At 71.1% G+C, this 19,575-nt stretch carries 17 protein-coding genes; 2 read left to right on the top strand and 15 right to left on the bottom strand.

The genetic code is table 11. The features are described 5' to 3' along the window. Positions 1 to 12 precede the first annotated feature (12 nt). The 3 genes from hppD to ABD987_RS15125 all read right to left on the bottom strand — a co-directional run bounded on the left by hppD (position 13) and on the right by ABD987_RS15125 (position 3,452). On the bottom strand, positions 13 to 1,086 hold the full coding sequence (gene hppD, locus ABD987_RS15135; RefSeq protein ID WP_345392538.1) for a 4-hydroxyphenylpyruvate dioxygenase: 1,074 nt from the start codon (positions 1,084 to 1,086) through the stop codon (positions 13 to 15). 133 nt (positions 1,087 to 1,219) lie between these two features. Further along, positions 1,220 to 2,188: a ParB N-terminal domain-containing protein gene (locus ABD987_RS15130; protein WP_345392535.1), complete on the bottom strand. Its 969-nt coding sequence runs from the start codon at positions 2,186 to 2,188 to the stop codon at positions 1,220 to 1,222. A gap of 283 nt (positions 2,189 to 2,471) precedes the next feature. After that, complete coding sequence (locus tag ABD987_RS15125; RefSeq protein WP_345392532.1) at positions 2,472 to 3,452, bottom strand: transcriptional regulator; 981 nt, start codon at positions 3,450 to 3,452, stop codon at positions 2,472 to 2,474. Positions 3,453 to 4,371: 919 nt separating this feature from the next. On the opposite strand from ABD987_RS15125, the gene ABD987_RS15120 reads away from it, so the two are divergent. Next, the gene (locus ABD987_RS15120; protein ID WP_345392529.1) at positions 4,372 to 5,877 is read left to right on the top strand and encodes a bifunctional phosphatase PAP2/diacylglycerol kinase family protein; all 1,506 of its coding nucleotides are present in this window, start codon (positions 4,372 to 4,374) and stop codon (positions 5,875 to 5,877) included. 28 nt (positions 5,878 to 5,905) lie between these two features. On the opposite strand, the gene ABD987_RS15115 is transcribed toward ABD987_RS15120, so the two are convergent. From ABD987_RS15115 to ABD987_RS15085, 7 genes are all read right to left on the bottom strand, one after another. After that, a complete protein-coding gene (locus ABD987_RS15115) occupies positions 5,906 to 6,859 on the bottom strand; it encodes an NAD(P)H-dependent flavin oxidoreductase (protein WP_345392526.1) in 954 nt (317 codons plus the stop codon). Further along, a complete protein-coding gene (locus ABD987_RS15110) occupies positions 6,856 to 8,460 on the bottom strand; it encodes an AMP-binding protein (RefSeq protein WP_345392523.1) in 1,605 nt (534 codons plus the stop codon). The genes ABD987_RS15115 and ABD987_RS15110 overlap by 4 nt, the downstream gene beginning before the upstream one ends. Positions 8,461 to 8,465: 5 nt before the next feature. Continuing rightward, positions 8,466 to 9,215 (bottom strand): enoyl-CoA hydratase/isomerase family protein, encoded by a 750-nt coding sequence (locus ABD987_RS15105; RefSeq protein WP_345392520.1) that lies wholly within the window; start codon positions 9,213 to 9,215, stop codon positions 8,466 to 8,468. 1 nt (position 9,216) lies between these two features. Beyond that, positions 9,217 to 10,404 carry a CaiB/BaiF CoA transferase family protein gene (locus tag ABD987_RS15100; RefSeq protein WP_345392516.1) on the bottom strand — a complete coding sequence of 396 codons (1,188 nt, stop codon included), beginning with the start codon at positions 10,402 to 10,404 and terminating at the stop codon, positions 9,217 to 9,219. Next, a complete protein-coding gene (locus ABD987_RS15095; RefSeq protein WP_345392513.1) occupies positions 10,401 to 11,132 on the bottom strand; it encodes an enoyl-CoA hydratase/isomerase family protein in 732 nt (243 codons plus the stop codon). Before ABD987_RS15095 ends, ABD987_RS15100 begins: the two co-directional genes overlap by 4 nt. After that, positions 11,125 to 12,051: a hydroxymethylglutaryl-CoA lyase gene (locus tag ABD987_RS15090; RefSeq protein ID WP_345392510.1), complete on the bottom strand. Its 927-nt coding sequence runs from the start codon at positions 12,049 to 12,051 to the stop codon at positions 11,125 to 11,127. The genes ABD987_RS15095 and ABD987_RS15090 overlap by 8 nt, the downstream gene beginning before the upstream one ends. 63 nt (positions 12,052 to 12,114) lie before the next feature. After that, the gene (locus ABD987_RS15085; protein WP_345392507.1) at positions 12,115 to 12,567 is read right to left on the bottom strand and encodes a MarR family winged helix-turn-helix transcriptional regulator; all 453 of its coding nucleotides are present in this window, start codon (positions 12,565 to 12,567) and stop codon (positions 12,115 to 12,117) included. A 126-nt stretch (positions 12,568 to 12,693) separates the two neighbouring features. Between ABD987_RS15085 and ABD987_RS15080 the strand changes: the two genes are divergently transcribed. Beyond that, entirely contained in the window at positions 12,694 to 14,064 is a 1,371-nt protein-coding gene (locus tag ABD987_RS15080) for an MFS transporter (RefSeq protein ID WP_345392504.1), read from the top strand. Positions 14,065 to 14,190: 126 nt separating this feature from the next. Here ABD987_RS15080 and ABD987_RS15075 read toward each other — a convergent pair whose 3' ends face one another. From ABD987_RS15075 to ABD987_RS15055, 5 genes are read right to left on the bottom strand one after another with little or no spacing between them, the layout of a single operon-like run. Then, complete coding sequence (locus tag ABD987_RS15075; protein ID WP_345392501.1) at positions 14,191 to 15,828, bottom strand: amidohydrolase; 1,638 nt, start codon at positions 15,826 to 15,828, stop codon at positions 14,191 to 14,193. Then, the gene (locus ABD987_RS15070; protein ID WP_345392498.1) at positions 15,825 to 16,865 is read right to left on the bottom strand and encodes an ABC transporter ATP-binding protein; all 1,041 of its coding nucleotides are present in this window, start codon (positions 16,863 to 16,865) and stop codon (positions 15,825 to 15,827) included. Before ABD987_RS15070 ends, ABD987_RS15075 begins: the two co-directional genes overlap by 4 nt. Next, on the bottom strand, positions 16,858 to 17,673 hold the full coding sequence (locus ABD987_RS15065) for an ABC transporter permease (protein WP_345392496.1): 816 nt from the start codon (positions 17,671 to 17,673) through the stop codon (positions 16,858 to 16,860). The genes ABD987_RS15070 and ABD987_RS15065 overlap by 8 nt, the downstream gene beginning before the upstream one ends. Next, on the bottom strand, positions 17,666 to 18,529 hold the full coding sequence (locus ABD987_RS15060) for an ABC transporter permease (protein WP_345392494.1): 864 nt from the start codon (positions 18,527 to 18,529) through the stop codon (positions 17,666 to 17,668). The genes ABD987_RS15065 and ABD987_RS15060 overlap by 8 nt, the downstream gene beginning before the upstream one ends. Then, positions 18,526 to 19,566 (bottom strand): extracellular solute-binding protein, encoded by a 1,041-nt coding sequence (locus ABD987_RS15055; RefSeq protein WP_345392492.1) that lies wholly within the window; start codon positions 19,564 to 19,566, stop codon positions 18,526 to 18,528. The genes ABD987_RS15060 and ABD987_RS15055 overlap by 4 nt, the downstream gene beginning before the upstream one ends. Between the last annotated feature and the right edge of the window lie 9 nt (positions 19,567 to 19,575).

Genomic DNA, 19,575 nt, shown 5'->3' with positions numbered 1-19,575 from the left:
ACGCCGGACGCGTCAGGCGTGTCGGGCGGTCGTGTCGGCCGCCTGCTGGCGCTCGACGGCTTCGTACAGGGCGTGGATGTTGTTGCTGCCGAACGTGCGGGCTCCCCGGCGTTCGATCAGCTCGTAGAACAGGGTCCGGCGCGGGTGCGTGGACTCGGTGAAGATCTGGAACATGACACCGGTGTGGTCGCGGTCGGCGAGGATGTCGAGCGCGCTGAGCTCCTCCACCGGCACGCCGATCTCGCCGAGCCTGCCGGGCAGCGCCTCGTAGTAGCTCAGCGGGGTGGACAGGAACCGCACCCCGCGCTCGGCGCTGGTGCGCACCGCGGTCCTGATGTCGGCGGTAAGGAACGCGATGTGCTGCACGCCCGCCCCGCCGTGGGACCGCACGAAGGTGTCGATCTGCCCGGGATCGCGCGTGGTGTCGGGCTGGATGACGGTGAAGGTCAGCATCTCGGACCGGCTCTGGACGACCTTTGAATCCATCGCCTGCGAGCCGACGACGATCCGTTCCTCGAAGGTCTTCGTGAGGCCGAAGATCTCCTGGTAGCGGCGGACGGTTTCGTCCAGTTCACCGGCGGGCACGCACACCGCGAAGTGGTCGATCCGGTGCAGCCCGCCGCCGGGGGCACGGGATCCCGTCTCCTCGATGGCGGGCGCGAACGGCCCGCCCGGCCGCTCACGGGAGACGAAACGGTGCTCGATGTCCCCGAGACCGAGCACGGAGGCGTAGGTGACCCGCGCGCCGGCGGGGCCGAACTCCTCCGGCGGGGCCACCGGCACCGCCCCGCGTTCCACCGCCGTGGCGAACGCGGCGTGCGCGTCGTCGACGCCGATGCCGATCACCCCGACACCCTCGTCGTGGTGCCGCAGGTACTCGGCCGCGCGGTGGTCCGGGCTGGTGGCCGTGGTCAGCAGCAGCGCGATGTCGTTCTGGCGCAGCAGCACCGACTCGCAGCCGCGCAGGCCGGTGTTCGCGCCGCCGCGGCCGGCGATCGCGAACCCGAACGAGTCGCACAGCCGCGCCGCGGTCTCCTCCGCGTCCGTCACGAACAACTCGACGTGATCGACCGATCCGATTTCCATCTGACACCTCCGAAATAGTTTTTCGACACACTCATCGGACGACGTCGCCGAGCGAACTCGGCCGAGCGTCGCCGACCGGGTGTCCAAGTGCGAAAACGCAGCGGTTGGACACCTTTTCCGAACGCATTCGCCGCTAGGCCGACTTCGACCCTCTACGCTCGATACGGGACGCGATCTCCGACCATTTTTCGGCGCAGTAGCGCGCCAGTTCGGCGATCGTTTCCGTACTGTGCGGCGGCACGCTGTCGATGATTCTGTTCCAGTCCTCGGAACGGACCAGGTGGATGTTCAGCAACCGCAACAGGTCCCGCCCGTTCTCGTTGAGCCGCAGCGCGGGATCGTCCCGCAGCCGTGCCACCACCGCGGCAGGCGGCGGCTTCACCGCGCACTGGACGGCCGCGCTCCCCGGGGTCCGGTCGCCGCCCCAGCCCTCGGCCTTCCCCTGCTGTTTCCGCGGTACCGGGTCCTCTCCGCGCAGCACCCGGTTCTTGACATCTCGCACGGTCTCCGCCGAGATCCCGGCCGCGCGGGCGACCTTGCGCAACGACAGGCTGGGATCGCCGATGATCATCTCGTGGGCCAGCCTGCGCCCCGCGCTCACGTCGATGGACCGGACCCGGCCGTCCCTGCCGATGCGGGCCAGCTCGCCCGCCCCGCCCGCATCCGTGCCTCGGCGGATCTCGGCCACCGTCTTGGCGGCCATGCCGACCACCGACGCGATCATCCGGTCCGACCACCGGCCGTGGGTCGCGATGATGCGCTCCGCGGCCCGCCTGCGATCGGCCGCCGACAGCGGCAGGCCGTGCGCGATGTTGGACTCCACGGCCAGGATGAAGGCGTCCTCTTCGGTGCCGTCGAAGAACCGCACCGCGATCGTCGTGCGCCCCGCCAGCACCGCGGCCCGGAGCCGGTGCACGCCGTCGATGACCCGCATCGTGGGCCGGTGCACCACGATCGGTGGCAGTGGCTCGCTGGCGGCGACCAGCATTTCCACGTGCTCCAGGTTCTCACCGGCGATTCGCGGCGAGCCACCCACGGACAGGAAACCTATTTCCACTTCTTCGGTCGGATGCAGATCGTCGTGCCCCAGCGCGAACCGCATTCTCCAACTCCTTAGTTTGGCCTGCACCGCACTCGTGCAGGCAACGAACCACCATGCCCCAGTGGTCTGGCGTGCGGCCACCGTGTGCAACCGCCGCCTTTGGCGCAGTTGCACACGAAATACCGCGAATTCATCGAGAGCCGGTCATGCCCCGTACGGCGGAATAGCCGGGGCGCGAACGCAAAGGGACTTCACCATTCGCCGTCGCGCGCGACGGCGAATCAGGCTGTCCCGGACGGGAACGCGCCCCGCGACGGACGGCGCCCGGTGGCCCCGGCACCGGTCATTTCGCGGCGTCCGCCGGACGGGCTCCCCACGGATCCGCGATCGCCGCGCGGTCGTCCAGTCCCCCCGCGAAGGACAGCCACATCTCGGAAAAGTGGCGGGCGAGGTGGGTGATCACCGCCAGGCAGTGCGGCGGCACGGCCTCGGTGGCCCCGAGCCAGTCCTCGGCCGCGGTGTGCTGCACGAGACGCAGGAGCCGCCTGCCCTGCTCGTTGTGCCGCAACGACGGATCACGCAGCAGCTTCTCCAGGGCGTACCGGACCGCCTCCCGGTCCACGGCGGGCGACTTGGCCGTCCCCTCGCCCGCCTCCGCGACCACCGGCGCACCGGTCACCGTGCCGGGCTCCCGCTCGGCGGGGCCGGGGCCGCCGGCCACCTGCTTCGCCCGCTCCACCGGGCCCTCCTGGCGGGGCTCGGGCGGCGTCGGCTCCTCACCACGTTCGAGCCGCTTGCGGACGTCCCGGACCGTGCCGGGAGAAACGCCAGCCGCCCTGGCGACCTCCCGCAGTGACGCGTTGGGGTTCGAGGCGATGAACTCCGCGGTCCGCCGCCGGCCCGCCCCGCCGTTCAACGGGCGCACCTTGCCGTCCCTGCCGATCCGGGTGGGCGCCTCCGGTACGGAGTCGCTGGATCGGCGGATGGACGCCACGGTCCTGGCGCCGAGACCGGTGATCTCCGCGATGGTCCGGTCCGACAGCCGGGGGTGGGACCCGACGATCCGGATCGCGGCCGCCCGGCGATCGGCCTGGGACAACGGGAAGCCGTGGGTCACGTTCGCCCGGACGGCCCGCAGGAATCCCTCTTCCGGATCGCCGTCGAAGAACTCGACCTCGATCGCGTCCTGGCCCCGCATGGAAGCCGCCATCAACCGGTGCATCCCGTCGATGACCCGCATCGTGCGCCGGTCGACCAGGATCGGCGGCAGCGGCGAATCCGTTTCCGCGAGCCGCGCGACGTGCCTCTTGTCCTCGCCTCTCAACCTCGGCGACTCGCCCGGACGCAAAGAAAGTATCGGTATCGTCACTGTTTCCTCATGTGCCGTTACCGACCGAAACGACCGTGCATTCACGTCGATCATCAAAATCCCCCATGACGTCCAACACCGTCCCAGGCCCGGTCCCCCGCTGTTTCCGCCAAGCCAGGAGAGGCGTCCGCGCACCAAACCGGCTCTTCGCCGTCGAGCCGGGGCGGCAGGCTCTGATCCGTGACCCCGAGGCCAGCATCGCCGATTCGACCACGGCGAGCAACTGTTGCCAGGTCCGATTCCATCATTTATGGAAAGAAATGAACCGACTTGGGCGCAGCGCGCGGGTTCGTCGTCGACAACCCGTACGCCGGGCAACCAGGCACCGTCGCGCCGGCGTGTGATTCGAGGAGCCCGTTCGTGATGTCCCGCCCAGCTCATCGGGCACACTGGCGACAACTGGGGAGGTGTGAGGCCGGGTTCTACCCGACTCGGCGGTACCGCGCGGCGACTCGATGCTGTCCGCTCGACGTCGCGGCCCCACGCTCCGCTTCGCCGGGACCACGACAGCGCGTTCGACCCGTCGCTATCCGTTACCGGAATCGGCCGACGCGGATCAGGAGTACGAAATGGCGCAATCACTCTCAGTGGGCAACGCAAGACGCTAAATAGCGGGTATCGATTGTTCCGGATCGCTCGGCATGATCAAAAACATCGGGAACCGGCGTGCCACGATCCGGAAGCACGGAAATTGCGTGACCGATCATGGGATCATCGGCTATCCGTCGCGGAACACGACGCCGGACATGGCGTGCGATTTGGCCCCTCGGGCCGGGCGGCACCGGACCCCACCGGCCCGCCCGCCGGGTACGCCCGAGGCGCTCCGGCCACCGGCCGAGCGGACGGTGATCCGGTTTCGGCTAGGTTGCGGGTTGTGTTCAAGTCCCTCAAGAGATCGCTCAGGCAGGTCGGCGAGACCGACCGCGAACTCGTCCGGCTCAGCGCCGCGCTCCCCCGCACCAGGGCCGACGACGTGCTCACGACCCTCAGCGTGGCCGCGAACAAGAGCAGGCTGTGGTGGGCGGCTGGCGCCGTTCTCGCCGCCAGGAAGGGCGCTACACGCCGAGGCGCGCTGCGTGGGGTGGCCGCGATCGCGGGTGCCAGCGCGGCGGCGAACCTGGTCGGGAAGCTGCTGTTCCCCCGCCGCAGGCCGGCCGCGGAGGAGGTCCCCGTGCACCGGAGGCTGACCAAGCGGCCCACCTCCTCGTCGTTCCCGTCCGGGCACGCCGCCTCCGCCGCGGCGTTCACCACCGCCGTCGCGCTGGAATCGCCAAAGGCGGGGCTCGTCATCGCCCCGCTCGCCGCCGCCGTCGCGTACTCCCGGATCCACACCGGTGTGCACTGGCCGAGCGACGTGGGCGCCGGCGCGCTCGTCGGCGTCGCCGCGGGACTCGCCACCCGCCGCTGGTGGCCGGTGCACCCCGACGTCCCGGCGCGCACCGCGCACGACGCCGACGCCCCGCCCATGGTCGACGGTGACGACATGCTCGTGCTGGTCAACCCGAACTCCGGCCCCGGCGGCCAGGACCCCGCCGCGGAGGCGCGGCACGCCTGGCCCAAGGCGAAGCTGATCCACCCCGACCCGGCCACCGACATCCGCGCCCAGCTCGAATCCGAGATCGACGCGGCCGACGGTGCCATCCGCGCCCTCGGCGTCGCGGGCGGGGACGGCACCGTCGCCGCGGTGGCCTCCGTCGCCGCCGAGCGGGGCCTGCCGCTCGCGCTCTTCCCGGCCGGGACGCTGAACCACTTCGCGCGGGACGTCGGCCTCCGCTCGATGCCCGAGGCCGACCGGGCCACCGAGGCCGGCTCCGCGGTGGGCATCGACCTCGGCGAGGTCGAGATCGAGGGCACCGACGGCCTGGACCGCCGGTGGTTCGTCAACACCGCGAGTGTCGGCGGCTACCCGGAGCTGGTGCGGATCCGGGAAAAGCTGCAGGAACGGCTGCCGAAGTGGCCCGCGGCCCTGCTCGCGCTCGTCCGCACGCTGCGGCGCGCCACACCGCTCCGGGTCGAGCTCAACGGCAGGCGGGTCGCGGTGTGGCTGATCTTCGTCGGCAACGGGACCTACGCGCCGAAGGGGTTCTGGCCCAGCCGCCGCCCGGCGCTCGACACCGGCCTGCTCGATGTCCGGTACCTGCGCGCCGACCTGCCCTACTCACGAGCCAGGTTCCTGCTCGCCACCGTGACCAACTCCCTCACCAGGAGCCACGTCTACCGGGAGGCCGACGTGCCGGAACTCGAGGTCCGGCTGCTCGACGGCAACCGCCGGATCGCCACCGACGGCGAGGTCGGGCCGCTCGGCAACCACTTCCGGTTCCGCGCGCACCCCAGCGCCCTGACCATCTACCGCAATCACCGTGGCACCACTTCGGACTAGTTCCCCTTGTGGCACAAGGAAATTCCACTCATCCCGGCAGCGAGCGGACCGCGGCGAGGTACTCCGCGACGAGCGTGCGCACGATCTCGGCCGCGGGGCGCACCTCGTCCACCAGTCCGGCGCTCTGTCCCGCCTCGATCTTGCCGTTGTCGACGTCGCCGTCGAACGCGGCCATCTTCAGGGTGGACTTCGCGAAGCGGGCACGGCGGTCTTCGACGTCCGCACCGTCGTGTTCGAGCTTCGTCATGTCGCGGGTGAAGGTGTTGGGCAACGCCCGGATGACGCCGAGGTCCCGGCCGACCGGCTGGGCGTCGGTCACCGAGGCGGCCAGTACCGCGCGCTGGTAGGCGGGGTGGACGTTCGCCTCGGTGCTCGCCAGGAACCGGGTGCCGAACTGCGCCGCCCCGGCGCCGAGCGCGAGCGCGGCGGCCAGCCCCGCGCCGTCGGCGAAGCCGCCCGACGCGATGAGCGGCAGGTCCGGGACCGCGCGGGCGACGGCGCGGACGATCACCAGCGTCGAGACCAGCTCCGGTGGCGGATGCCCGCCCGCCTCGGCACCGACCACGACCAGCCCGTCCACCCCGGCGTCGGCCGCCTTGCGCGCGTGCTCGGGGCTCGCGACGACGTGCAGGCAGACGGTGCCCGCGGCCTGGAACCGGTCGAGGTAGCGCCGAGGGCCGCCCTGGGAGGCGATGAGGACCGGGACCCGCTCCGCCAGCAGGAGATCCATCACCTCCTCGGCGCCCTTGCGGTAGAGCGGGAGGTTGACCGCGAACGGCCGGTCGGTGCCCGCGCGCAGGGCGCGGACGGCGCCGCGCAGGTCGTCGGGCCGCATCGGCCCCGCCGCGAGCACACCGAGGCCGCCCGCGCGGGACACCGCCAGCGGCAGTTCCGGCGAGGAGGAGGCCCAGGACATCCCGGCCTGCACGATCGGCAGGTCGATGCCGAGCAGGCGGGTGACGTCCGTGGCGAGGGTGGTCATCGGCGGTCCAAAAGCTGTCCGGCGTACTCGGCCAGCCTGCTCTTCTGGATCTTCGCGCTCGCGGTCATTCCGATCCCTTCGAACCCGTCGACGATCCGCAGGTGCCGCGGGACCTTGAACCCGGCCATCTCGCCGCGGCACCACGCGAGCAGTTCGCCGGGCGACGGGGACACGCCGTCGTTGAGCACGACGAACGCGAACGGGACCTCGACGAGCCGTTCGTCCGGCACGCCGACGACCGCGGCCTGCCGGATCGCCGGATGCCGGTGCAGCACCGCCTCGACCTCGGTCGGGGCGACGTTCTCGCCGCCGACCCTGATCAGCTCCTTCGCCCGGCCGGTGAACAGCAGCCGTCCGTCGGGACGCAGGACGCCGAGATCGCCGGTGGACAGCCAGCCCTCGTCGTCGAGCACCGCCGCGGTCTGCTCCGGCATCGCGTAGTAGCCGCGCATCACGTTCCACCCGCGGACCAGGATCTCGCCCGGCTGTCCCGGTTCGGCGTCGTCGCCGGTGACGAGGTCGCGCACCCGCACCGACACCCCCGGCTCCGGGGGCATGCTGCCGTCCACCCGCAGCTCCTCGTCCTCCCACCAGGCGGACTGGGCGACGTTGGGCGAGGCCTCCGACAGCCCGTAGCCCACCACGGCCTGGGTGGCACCCAGCTCGTCGATCACCCGGCGCACCACCGTCGGCGACGCCGCCAGCCAGGCGCCGCGAAGGCTCAGCCGGTACCGCTCGCGGTCGGGGTGGTTGAGCAGCATCAGCGCGATGGTGTCGTTCCCGGCGAAGTGCGTGCACCGCTCCTCGGCCAGCAGGCGCAGCGCGGTCTCGGGGACGAACCGTTCCGCGGTGACCAAAGTGGACAGTTGCTGGATACAGGCCAGCATCGACAGCGTCGTCCCGGCGACGTGGAAGAACGGGCGTCCACTGTAGAACCGGTCCCCCGCGTGCAGGCCGAGCCGGGTGCCGGAGAAGAACGCGTCGGCGCACATGTTCCGGTGGGTGAGCAGCACGCCCTTGGGGAACGAGGTCGTTCCCGAGGTGTACTGGACGAGCGCGACGTCCTCGGGGTCGCTGCACGGCTCGACCGGATCGCCCGCGGCCGCGGTGAACTCGTCCCAGCCGAGCGCGCCCGCCGGGACGTTTTCGCCGAGCACGACGACCTTGGCCAGCCGGGGGAGGTTCGGGTCGGGCAGCGCCGTGTCCACCGCGGGGCAGATCTCGCGCAGCATCGCGACGAACTCGGAGCTGAGTACCTTCTCCGCGACGAACAGCAGCTTGACGTCGGACTGGCGCAGCGCGTACTCCAGCTCGGCCGCCTTGAAGCGGGTGTTCACCGGCACGGTCACCGCGCCCAGCGAGGTGATGGCCAGGAACAGCGCCACCCAGCGTGGTCCGTTGCCGAGGCACAGTCCGATGTGGTCGCCCCGCGTGACACCCGCGCCGTGCAGGGCCGCGCGCACGGCCGCGACCTGCTCGGCGAGTTCGGCGTAGGTGACACGCTCTTCACTGTTGACGACGGCTTCGACGTCGGGCACCACGGCCGCGGCGCGGCGCAGGGCGGCGTCCGTCGTGAGTGGACAGATGCCCGTCAGGTCCATGACGCTCACTCCCCGATCCGGTCCGCGAACTCGGCCACGCCCCGCCGCCAGCCGCCGTCGGCGAGGTTCCGCTCGATCGCGGCGAGCTCGATGCGGATCCCGGTGCTGAGCGCCGCCTCCTCGCCGAGGTCGACCGCCTGTTTGGTCAGGCTCATCGCGAGCGGCGGCGCGGCCAGGATCGCCTCGACCGTCTCCGTCACCAGTTTCCCCAGTTCACCGCCGGGGGCAAGCCGGGTCACCAGACCGAGGCGGGATGCCTCCTCGGCGTCCACGACGCGGCCGGTGAACAGCAGCTCCTTCGCACGGCGCTTGCCGACGACCCGCTGCAACCGCTGGGTCGCGCCGACCGTGCCCCAGTGCGGTTCGGGGAACCGGAAGGTCGCCGACGACGAGGCGAGCACGAAGTCGCAGCTCATCGCGATCTCGCCGCCGGAACCGACCACCGGACCGTCCACCACGGCGAACACCGGTTTCCCGCAGCGTTCGATCGTTTCGTACGCGGCGAAGGAGGCGAGGCGGCGACGACGGACCCAGGTCTCGTCCTTCCCCTTGCGCTCCTTGAGATCCGCTCCGGCGCAGAAGACCGTGCCCGCGCCCTTGAGCACGACCACGCGCACCGTGTCGTCGGCGTCGAGGTCGGCGAAGGTCTCCCGCAGCGCCGTGCACATCGGGAGGTTCAGCGCGTTGCGCGCCTCCGGCCGGTTCAGGGTCACCTCGGCGACCCCGGCGTCCTCGCGTACCAGTACCGGGTCCACGTCAGATCACCTTTTCCTCGTGCAGCGCCTGGATTTCCCGTTCGGACAGGCCGAGGTAGCCGGCGAGCACCGCGTCGGTGTCGGCGCCCAGCCTCGGCGGGACGGCGGGTTCGGGGTCCTCGTAGCCGTCCAGGCGCAGCGGGGTGCGCAGGGCGGGGAACCGGCCCTCGGCCGGGTGATCGAAGTGCCCGACCATGCCGCGCGCGACGGTGTTCGGGTCCTCGATCGCCTCACGGACGGAGTTGACCTCGCCGACCGGGACGTCCCGCGCGCGCAGCGCGTCGGCGAGTTCCGCCCGCGGTCGCTGGGCGAAGGCGGCGCGGAGCGCGCCGAGGACGCGCTCACGCTCCCGGAGCCGTCCCGCGTTGGCGGCCAGTTCCGGATCGGCGGCGAGTTCGGTCAGGCCGAGGACCTCGCACAGCGGCGCCCAGTGCTGGTCGCTCGCGCTGAGGTGGAGCCAGCGGCCGTCCCGGCACTGGAACGCCGCCGAGGGCACCCGGCCGGGGTGCTGCGTGCCCTGCCGGACGGGGTCCTCGTCGTAGGCGAACAGTCGCGCCGCGGCCAGTGCCAGCAGGCTCACCTGGACGTCCATCATCGCGACGTCCACCTGGGAGCCCCGGCCGGTGGTGCCGCGCCCGACCAGCCCGGTGAGCACGGCGATCATCGTCCACAGGCCGGAGGCGAGGTCGGAGACCGGGATCCCCGCCTTCGCCGGCGGGGTGTCCGGGTGCCCGGTCAGGTGCATGATGCCCGAGAGGGCCTGGAAGATCGTGTCGTAGCCCTTGCGGTCGCGATACGGCCCCTCCTGGCCGAACCCGGTGTTGGACACGTAGATCAGGCGGGGGTTCACCGCGGACAGCGCCTCATAGCCGAGCCCCATTTTGTCCAGCGTGCCGGGGAGGAAGTTCTCCACGACCACGTCCGCCTTCGTGGCGAGATCACGGGCGATCCCGCGGCCGCGTTCGGACTTGAGGTCGAGCGTGATCGAGCGCTTCCCGCGGTTGAACGCGAAAAAGTAGGCGCTCTCCCCCGCGGGCAGGCGGGGTTCCCAGCCGCGCGACTCGTCCCCGCGCCCCGGCCGCTCCACCTTGAGCACGGTGGCGCCCAGCTCGGCGAGTCCCTGGGTCGCGAACGGCCCGGCCAGTACCCGGGAGAAGTCGAGGATCGTGATGCCGGACAACGGTTTCATCGGCGCTCCCGGAACCCGCGCATGATCACGTTGACGTCCCGGCCCGCCCGCATCGCCTCCGCGTAGGGCAGGTCGGCGACGCGGTGGAACAGCGTCTTCGTCGCGGCCATCGCCAGCGGGCTGGACTCGGCCCACCGGTGCGCGATCGTGAGGCCCTCGTCGAGTGCCTCGCCCGGTTCGGCGACGCGGTTGGCCAGCCCGAGGCCGAGCATCTCCGCGGCGGTCAGCATCCGGCCGAGGCTGATCAGCTCGAACGCCAGCTTGGGCCCGAGCTGCCGTTGCAGCCCGGTCATCACGACCGCGGGCACGATCGAATGCTTCATCTCGGGGTAGCCGAACTTGACGTCGGCGGCGACGACGGTCATGTCGGCACCGATCGCCAGGCCCGCGCCGCCGCCGACCGCGGCCCCCTGCACGACGGACACCACCGGGGTCGACAGCTCACGCAGCAGCGACTGGGTCCGGCTGGTCAGCTCGGCGCGTTCCAGCACGGCGGCGGGGTTGTCCGGCGTCAGGTGCCCGAACTCCGAAAGGTCGGCGCCCGCGCAGAAACCGCGTCCGTTTCCGGCCAGCACCAGCGCGCGGACCGCCGGGTCGCGGTCGGCGTCGAGCAACGCGTCGTGCAGCGCCTGGGTGAGCGCGGTGTTGAGCGCGTTGAGCTTCTCGGGACGGTTGAGCCGCAGGACGCGCACCGCCCCGTCGTCTTCGGACAGCAGTACCTCAGGCATCGAGCTTCTCCTTCCGCCCCTTGGCGACCATGCTGTAGAGCTCGCGGCCCAGCGCGCGCTCGCAGAGTTCGGAGGCCGCCGCGACGCGGTCGGCGTCCAGTCCGGTGTCGGCGCCCATGGCCTCCAGGAGCGCGACCAGGTCCTCGGTGCAGGCGTTCCCGGTGAGTCCCTGTCCGTAGGCGATCCGGGCGGGATGCCCGCCGACACCGCCGAACGCCGTGTCGAAGTGGCGGCAGCCCGCGTCGAGCGCGGCGACGCAGTTGGCGAGCGCGGTCCCCCGCGTGTTGTGCATGTGCGCCACCACCGGGATCCCGACCCCGGCCCGCTCGATCCGCCGGTAGAGGTCCGCGACGGTTCTCGGGGTGGCGGCGCCGATGGTGTCGCCCAGGGTGATCAGGTCGGCGCCGAGCTCGGCGAACCGGACGATGTCGGCGACGACCGAACCGGGGTCGACGGCGCCCTCGAACGGACAGCCGAACGCGACCGACACCACGCCGACGAGCGTGAACCTGTCACGGGCCAGCCGCGCCATCTCGGCGACGTTCTCCCACTGCGCGGTCCGGGTGGTGCGCAGGTTGCGCTCGGTGTGTCCTTCCGTCGCCGAAACCAGGAAGCTCAGCTCCTCGGCCCCGCGACCGGCGTCGAGATCGGCGATCGCACGCCGCACCGCCCTCGGGTTGGGGCAGGTCGCCTTGTACGCGACGCCCGCCCGTCGCGGGAGACCGGCGAGCACGTCGGAGGCGTCGGCGAACGCGGGGACGTGGCGCGGGTGGCTGTAGCTCGTGGCCTCGATGCGGCGGAACCCCGCCGCGGTGAACGCGGCGAGCAGGTCCAGCTTGGTCTCGGTGGGCACGAACGCGGTTTCGTGCTGGAGCCCGTCACGGGCGAAGCACTCGCAGATCGTCACGCGGTCTGCCATCGGTCCACCTCCTGAAGATCGTTGTCCCCAGGACTACCGGACCAGTGTTGATAAAGTCAACACTTAGAGAGACTGCTGACTCTCCAGCGCCTTCGCGAGCTTGCCGAGCTTGTCCAGCGCCGAGTCCAGCACCTCCCGCTCGGCCGGGGTGAGACAGACCAGGAACGCCTCGTTCCGCTCGTTCGCCGCCTCGATCAGCCCCTGGTAGACCGACTTCCCCTTGCGGCTGAGCGACAGCACTGTGCTGCGCCCGGCGCCGGACTCGCGGACCAGCAGGCCGCGTTCGTCCAGCTTCGCCACCACCCTGCTCATCTGCGCCTTGTCCAGCCCGGCCCGCGCGGCCAGCCGGTTCAGCGTGAGCTGTGGGTCCTCGCCCAGCAGCGCCAGCGTGCGCCACTCGCCGAGGCTGACGTCGAAGTCGCGGCGGTACCGGATCGCGGCACTGCGCGAGATCGCGTTGGCGACACGGTGCATCCGGTAGGACAGCAGCTCGGAGATGGAAAGCAGCGTGCTCATCCGGCGATTCTAGGCCACCGGCCGCCACCGCGACGCGGAAACTGGGTGTTGACTTTGACAACACGTGAACCGAGACTCGGGACGGCACCGGAGGCGCGTGCCACCCCACCGAATCCGGAGGAGACAGTGACGTCGACTTCACACCGCGGCCCCGACGGCCGCCCGGGACCCGCCGTGTCCCGCGACCGGCTCTACCGCAAGGTCGCGTGGCGGATCATGCCACTGCTCCTGGCCTGCTACGTGGTGAGCTTCATCGACCGGACCAACGTCGGCGTCGCCCAGGTCCGGCTCAAGGCCGACCTCGGGTTCAGCGAGGGTGTCTACGGCCTGGCCGTCGGGCTGTTCTTCGTCGGCTTCATCCTCTTCGAGGTGCCGAGCAACCTGCTGCTCGCCCGGATCGGCGCCAGGAAGACGCTGGTGCGGATCATGGTGTCGTGGGGCGTGGTGACACTGCTGACCGCGCTCGCCACCACCCCGGGGACGTTCTACGTGGCCCGGTTCCTGCTCGGTGTCGCCGAAGCCGGGTTCTTCCCCGGCGCGTTGTTCTACCTCGCACAGTGGTTTCCCTCGGCCCGGCGGACCCGGATGACCGCGATGTTCTTCCTCGGCGTCCCGCTGTCGGGGATCATCGGCCCGCCGTTGTCCGGCTGGATCATGCACAGCCTCGGCGGCGCTTGGGGCCTGAAGGACTGGCAGTGGCTGTTCGTGCTGGAAGCGCTTCCACCCATCCTGCTCGGCGTCCTGGTCATGCTGTTCTTCCAGGACAAACCGGGCGAAGCACGCTGGCTGGACGACGCCGAGAAGCAGGCGATCGCCGCGGACCTCGCCGCCGACCAGGACCGTAAGCAGGCCGGGGCGAAACACTCCGGGATGCTGCGCGCGCTGCGCGATCCCCGCGTCTACGTCCTCGGCCTCGTCTCGTGCGGGTGCTACACGCTCGCCAACGCCGTCTCGTTCTGGACGCCGCTCGTCATCAACAGCTCCGGCGTCGGCAACGTGCTGAGCATCGGCCTGCTGGCGGCGATCCCGCCGGTGCTGGGCATGGGCGTCATGCTGCTGGTCGGCCGCCACTCCGACCGCACCCTGGAACGGCGGTGGCACGCGGCGGGTGCCGAGTTCTTCGGCGCCGCCTGCCTGGTCGGCCTCTCCTTCGCCAGCGGTAATCCCTACCTGGTGATCGTGCTGCTGGCGCTGATGACCGCGGCCCATTACTCCGGCCTCACCGTCTTCTACTCCATTCCGTCGATCTACCTGTCCGGCCCCGCCGCCGCGAGCGGCATCGCGATGGTGACCACGATGGGCTCGCTCGCCGCGGCCACCAGCCCGGCCCTGCTGGGCTGGATCAAGACCACCACCGGCTCGCTGGACCTCGGCCTGCAGATCAGCGCCGGGGTGGTCGTGCTGGGCGGCGTCATCCTGCTGCTCGGCGTCCCCGCCTCCGCCCTGCGAGAAGGCACCGGCACCGACGTCCGCACGAAAACCCACCTCCCCGGCTGAGCAACTGGAGATCTGATGTGATCAGGCGGAGATCTCGCGTGATCGAACGGGGTGCCCCGCCAATCACGCGAGGTCTCCGTTCAATCACGCGAATCTGCCGCTCCCGCACGCGAACACGCCGGTTCGTCAACCGTTCACAGCGGACTCGGTCACCACCTTTCCGCCGACCATGGTGAGTGTCGAACGCAGGTTCAGCAGGTCGGTGGCGGAGGCGGTGACCGGATCGCCGTCGAGCACGGCCAGATCGGCGAGGCGGCCGGGGCTCAGCGTGCCCTTGTGCCGTTCGGCGTTCTCCATCCACGCCGGTCCTGTCGTCCACAGCCGCAACGCTTCCATCCGGCTCAGCCGGTCGGCGGGCGCGGGCGGGCCGTAGGGGTTCGGACCGTCCGCGCCGGTGAAGGTGGCGACACCGCGTCGCCAGTCCGGCGAGGTGACCGGCGCGTCCGAGCTGTCCGCGGTGGCGACACCGTGGTCCAGCAGGGTCCGGGCCGGAAAGGCCAGTGCCCACTGGGATTCGCCGACCGTGCGCACCATCGACGGGCCGCTGTGGGTCCGCATGAGCGAGCTGGTGATCACGCCGATCCGGTGCCGGGCGAGCCGGTCGTACACCGCGGGTGACAGGAAGGTGCCGTGGATGAGCACATGCCGGGCCTCCGGCCACGGATCGGCGGCCGCGGCGGCCTCGATGGCGTCCACCACCGCGTCGGCCGCGCGGTCGCCGGTCACGTGGACCTGTGCCTGGACACGTTTCCGGTGCGCCGCCGCGACGAGCTGGCGCAGTTCGTCCACTCGGGACTCGAGGTCGGCACCCACGGTGACGAGGTCGCCGTGGGTGCCGTCCGGGTAGGGCCGGTGCATCCACGCCGTGCAGTGGGTCGGCACGCCATCGGCGAACAGCTTGATCCCGCCCGCGCGCAGCAGGTCGTCCCCGCCGAACGACGCGCTCTCCAGTGCGTCACGCAGGTTCGCGGCCGAGCTGGTGGGCGACGGCCAGTCCCAGTGCAGGAGCGCGTTGACCCGCACGGTCAGCCGGCCCGCGGCGTGCAGGTCCCGGTAGTCCCGCCACAGCTCGGGGGTCACGATCGGGTCGGTCACGCTGGTGACGCCGAGGGCGTTGAGACGTCGCATCGCGGCGGCGATCACGTCGAGCCGTTCCGCGCGGCCGGGCCTAGGGACCAGCCGCGCCACGAGGTCCTGCGCGCTTTCCACCAGCATCCCGGTCGGCTCGCCGCCTTCGTCACGCACGATCTGCCCGGCGGGCGGATCCGGGGTGGCGGCGGTGATCCCGGCCCGGCGCAGCGCGGCGCTGTTGACCCACACCGAATGCGACGAGGCGTGGTGCAGCAGCGCCGGGCGGTCGCCGGTGACCTCGTCCAGCCACGCCCGTGACGGTGCCGCGCCGCCGGTCGCGAACTCCGCGATGGTCGTCTCCCGCCAGCCGCGCCCGACGATCCACTCGCCGTCCGGCGCGCCGGCCAGTGCCGCGGCGACCGCGGCCAGCTCGCCCGCGCCCGCGAGGTCGACGCAGAACTCCGGGCCGCTTAGCGCGTGCCAGGCCAGGTGCAGATGCGCGTCGTTGATCCCCGGCACCACCGTCCGGCCGCGCAGCTCGATCACCCGGGCACCGCGTTCCGCCACCGCCGACACCGTCTCGTCGGCGCCGACGGCGTGCACGAGACCGTCGCGGACCAGCATCGCGCTCGCGGTGCGGTCGCCCTCGAAGGTGCGGACCAGCCCGCCCCGCAACACCAGATCCCCGGTCACGAGGCCACCTTCTCCGTGAGACCCGCGTGCTCCGGATCCGGGACGACGGCCTGGTGTTCGGGATGCCAGGCCACCACGACGTCGGTGCCGGGCCGGTGGTCGTGGGCCGCCCCGGCGGGCAGCACCGCGCAACCGCGCGTGCCGTCGCCGTAGCGGAGCCAGACCCGGCTGTGGTCGCCCACGTACACGACGTCGGTCACCTGCGCCCCGGCCCGCTGGTGACCGGCGGGAACCTCGGCCTCCGCGTAGAGGGTCACGCGCTCGGGACGCACGATCGTCACCTCTCCCGGGGTCAGGCGCAGCGCGTTGGACTCGCCGATGAACTGCGCGACGAACAGGGTCCGAGGTCGCTCGTAGAGATCCTCGGGGGTACCCACCTGCTCGACCCTGCCCTCGTTGAAGACCGTGATCCGGTCCGACAGCGTCAGCGCCTCCTGCTGGTCGTGGGTCACGAACAGGAAGGTCATGCCCAGCTGCCGGTGCATCCTGGCGATCTCCCGCTGGAGCTGGTCGCGCAGCTTCTTGTCCAGCGCGCCAAGGGGTTCGTCCATGAGCAGGGCTCTCGGCTCGTAGACCACCGCCCTGGCCAGTGCCACCCGCTGCTGCTGCCCGCCGGAGAGCTGACGCGGGAACCGGTCGCCCATCGCCGAGAGGCCGACCATCTCCAGCGCGTCCGCGACCCGGCGGTCGATCTCCGCCTTCGGCCGCCCGCGCTGGTTCAGTCCGAACGCGACATTGCGCGCCACCGTCATGTGCGGGAAGAGCGCGTACTGCTGGAACACCACGCCGAGGTCGCGCCGGTGTGGTTTGAGCCGTGAGATCTCCCGGCCGTCGATGGTGATCGACCCGCTGGTGAGCGGGGTGAACCCGGCGATCATCGACAGCATCGTGGTCTTCCCGGACCCGGACGGCCCGAGAAAGGTCATGAACTCGCCGTCGGCGATGTTCAGCGACACGTCGTCCACCGCCGGGCGGCCGACGCCGGGGTATGCCTTGGTCACGTGCGCAGTGACGATTCCGCGGTGTGCGTCAGTCATGGTGGCTCCGTCGGCGAAGGATCTGGGGCACGAGCAAGAGAACCGTCGTGAACACGACGATCAGGCTGGACGCGGCGGCGATGGTCGGGTCGATCTCCAGGACGATCGACTCGTACATCTTCACCGGCAGCGTCTTGATGTCCGGTGTCTGCAGGAACAACGCGATGACGACCTCGTCGAACGAGGTGGCGAAGGCGAACACGAACCCGGAGGTCACCCCGGGCGCGATGAGCGGAAGTACCACCTTGCGCAGCGTGGTGAACCGGCTCGCGCCGAGGCTGGCCGCGGCCCGTTCCATCACCGGGTCGTAGCCGGCGAGGCTGGTCTGCACGGAGGTGATCACGAACGGCACGCCGAGCACCGTGTGCGCCAGCACGAAACCGAGCATGGTGCCGTTCAGCTGCCAGCGCAGGAAGACGCCGTAGACCGCGACCGCCACCACGATCCCGGGCAGGATCATCGGGGCCATCAGCAGTTGCCGGACGGCCCCCCGGCCGCGGAAGCGGGCCCGGTCGAGTCCGAACGCCGCGGCGACGCCGAGCACGGTGGCCACCGCCGCGGCCAGCAACGCCACCTGGACGGAGTTCGCCAGCGACGCCAGCCACTGCTTGCTGCCGAAGAACTCGCCGTACCAGCGCAGCGACCAGCCCTCGGGCGGGAACTGGAAGGTCGATCCCGCGCCGAAACTCATCGGGATGACCACGAGTGTGGGCGCGACCAGCACGAACCCGACGAGCGCGACCCAAACCCGTAGCACCGGGCCGAGGGTGCGTTCCTTGCGGGCGACCCGGATGACGGAGTCAGCCACGATCGGCACCTCCCGTCATGCTGGCGCCCAGCGGCGTGGCGAGCCTGCTGATCAGCGCCAGCACGAGCAGCGTGAGCACGAGCAGGATCGCGCCGAGCGCGCCCGCGCCGGCGAAGTCGAGCAGGTCGTTGACCCGGGTGCCGATCACCTGCGCGGCCAGCGCCTGCTGGGGTGTGCCGAGCAGCGCCGGGGTGATGTAGAAGCCCAGCGACATGATGAACACCACCGAAACTCCCGCGAGCACGCCGGGCATCGACAGCGGCAGATACACCCGGAGGAACGCGACCGGGCCGCGCGCGCCGAGGCTGCCCGCGGCGTGGAGCAGGCTGCGGTCGATGCCCAGCATGGTGTTCTGCAGTGGCAGCACCATGAACGGCAGCATCACCTGCACCATCGCCACGGTGACGCCGGTGACCGACCCGAGCAGGTTCACGCCGTGGATCCCGATGGCGTCGAACAGCTTCGAGATCACCCCACCGCGCTGTTCCAGTACGTACCAGGCGAAGTTGCGGGCCATCACGCTCGTCCAGAACGGCATCAGCACCAGCAACGTCAGCAGGGCGCGGGCCCGCCTGCCCACCCGGCTCATCGCGTAGGCGTAGGGATAGGCGACGACCAGCGTCGCGACGGTGATGATCAACGCCGTCCGCAGGGTGCGGAGCACGACACGGATCTGCACGCTGTCACCGAGCACGGCCACGTAGTGGGCGACCCCGAAGTCCGGTTCGGCGAAACTGCGCCACAGGATCACGGCCAGCGGGTAGCAGAAGAACACCAGCAGGATCGCCGCCGCGGGGAACAACAGCCAGGAAGCGGTGGCGCGGCGGCCCGCTCTTCCCGGCACCACGGCGGTCACCCGGTTTTCCAGTCCGACCAGGTCTTCACGACCTGGACCCTGTTGGCCGCCCACCACTTCACGTCGCTGAGCACGCGCAGGTCCTCCTTGTCCTCGCCCCAGATGTCCAGTGCCCGGCCGATTTCCGGGTAACGGGGCTTGGCCGCGGAGTTCGCCGGCCCCACCCCCGCCTGTTCGGCGAACGCGGCGGACCGCGCCGGTTCGGAGGCGTAGCGGATCAGCTGTTTCGCCTCCTCCGACCGGCGCGAGCCCTTGGGCACCACCAGCACATCCCAGGTGACCGGGATCGGCACGCCGGAGACCACCTTCCAGTTGGTGGCCCCGGCCTTGAGCAGTGAATAGGCGCGGGCGCTGACGATCAGTGCCAGATCCGCCTGCGACCCGGCCATGCGCTGCTGCTGGTCGCCGTAGGTGTCGCTGATGGTGAGCTGCGGCCGGATCCGGTCGTACACCGACAGCGCGCGCCGCACGTCGAGCGGATAGAGCCGGTCCTTGGGGACGCCGTCGGCGAGCAGGGCCGCCTCCAGCGTCCCGACGCTCGGGTCGTTGCCGTAGATGATGCGCCGCCCGGGGAACTTCGCCGGGTCGAAGAAGTCGGAGAGCCGGGTCGGCGGGTGGTCACCGTAGACCTTCGAGTCGTACATCAGTGTCAGGCCGAAGAACGCGTCCGGGATGCCGCACGGTGTGAGTGTCCCGGCGGGGAACGCCGACGCCTGCGGTCCCATGTCCACCGGCTCGACCAGGGTGCCGCACGCCTGCGCGGCCGAGGACGCCTCGGTGTCGACGACGTCCCAGCCGACCTTGCCAGCCTCGACCATCGCCTTGAGCTTGGCCATGCTGGACGGACCGTCGATGGTGACGGTGGTGCCGGTCTTCTTCTCGTACGGGGTCAGCCAGGCCGCGCGCTGACCGGCCTGGTAGGCGCCCTGGCCGTAGGAGACGAACACGAGGGAGTTCGCGCCGCCCTCGGAGACGGCGCACCCGGTGGCGAGCAGGATCGTCGCCGCCGACAACAACGCTGGTATCCGGCGTGACACGATCCCTCC

The organism is Amycolatopsis samaneae, from assembly GCF_039541975.1.
Classification (GTDB): domain Bacteria; phylum Actinomycetota; class Actinomycetes; order Mycobacteriales; family Pseudonocardiaceae; genus Amycolatopsis; species Amycolatopsis samaneae.
This window is presented reverse-complemented; position numbering and strand designations above follow the sequence as displayed.